1 protein-coding gene is annotated in these 1,143 nt (G+C 63.9%); it reads left to right on the top strand.

Annotated features, from left to right (window positions below; genetic code table 11):
- Positions 1 to 16: 16 nt before the first annotated feature.
- The coding region (locus HYH08_RS37275) for a phosphomannomutase/phosphoglucomutase (RefSeq protein ID WP_220014803.1) at positions 17 to 1,143 on the top strand (1,127 nt) is incomplete at its 3' end.

Genomic DNA, 1,143 nt, shown 5'->3' with positions numbered 1-1,143 from the left:
TCACGAGACCGTCTCAATGTTTCCCAAGCCGAAATCCGTCCTGCTGCCCAACACCTACGCCTTCGAATCCGAGCCGATGGTGAAGCCGACCGGTTTTCGCGAATACGACGCGCGCTGGTTGTTCCAGAAGGAAATCAACCTGATGGGCGTGCAGGCGCTGGGCATGGGCCTCGGCGCGCTGATCGCCGAGCTCGGCGTCAAGCAGGAGATCGTCACCGGTCACGACTTCCGCGGCTATTCGGCCTCGATCAAATACGCGCTGATCTCCGGCCTGATGGCGGCGGGCTGCAAGGTGCACGACATCGGCCTTGCGGTGACGCCGATGGCCTATTTCGCGCAGTTCGATCTCGACGTGCCCGCCGTTGCCATGGTCACGGCCTCGCACAACGACAATGGCTGGACCGGCGTGAAGATGGGCGCCAACCGGCCGCTGACCTTCGGTCCCGACGAGATGACGCGGCTGAAGCAGATCGTCCTCGACGCCGAGTTCAAGAACAAGGCCGGCGGCGCCTACCAGTTCCACGAGAACTATCCTGCGCGTTACATCGCCGACCTCACCAATCGTCCGAAGCTCAAGCGCAAGCTCAAGGTCGTCGCGGCCTGCGGCAACGGCACCGCCGGCGCGTTCGCGCCGCAGGTGCTGGAGGCGATCGGCTGCGAGGTGATCCCGCTCGACACCGAGCTCGACCACACCTTCCCGAAATACAATCCGAACCCCGAGGACATGGAGATGCTGCACGCGATCCGCGACGCGGTGCTGCAGCACAAGGCCGATGTCGGCCTCGGCTTCGACGGTGACGGCGACCGCTGCGGCGTCGTCGACAACACCGGCGAGGAGATCTTTGCCGACAAGGTCGGCGTGATGCTGGCGCGCGATATGTCGGCGATCCACAAGGATGCGCAGTTCATCGTCGACGTGAAGTCGACCGGCCTCTTCATCACCGATCCGGTGCTGCAGAAGCAGGGCGCGAAGACCGCCTATTGGAAGACCGGCCATTCCTACATGAAGCGCCGCACCAACGAGACCGGCGCGCTCGCGGGCTTCGAGAAGTCCGGCCATTTCTTCTTCAACAAGCCCTATGGTCGCGGCTATGACGACGGCCTCGTCTCGGCGATCGCGATCTGCGACATGCTCGACCGCGC

The organism is Bradyrhizobium sp. BR 10289 (genome assembly GCF_019455385.1).
Lineage (GTDB): Bacteria > Pseudomonadota > Alphaproteobacteria > Rhizobiales > Xanthobacteraceae > Bradyrhizobium.
The sequence above is the reverse complement of the archived record's forward strand: the minus strand, read 5'-3'. Positions and strand labels throughout refer to the sequence as shown.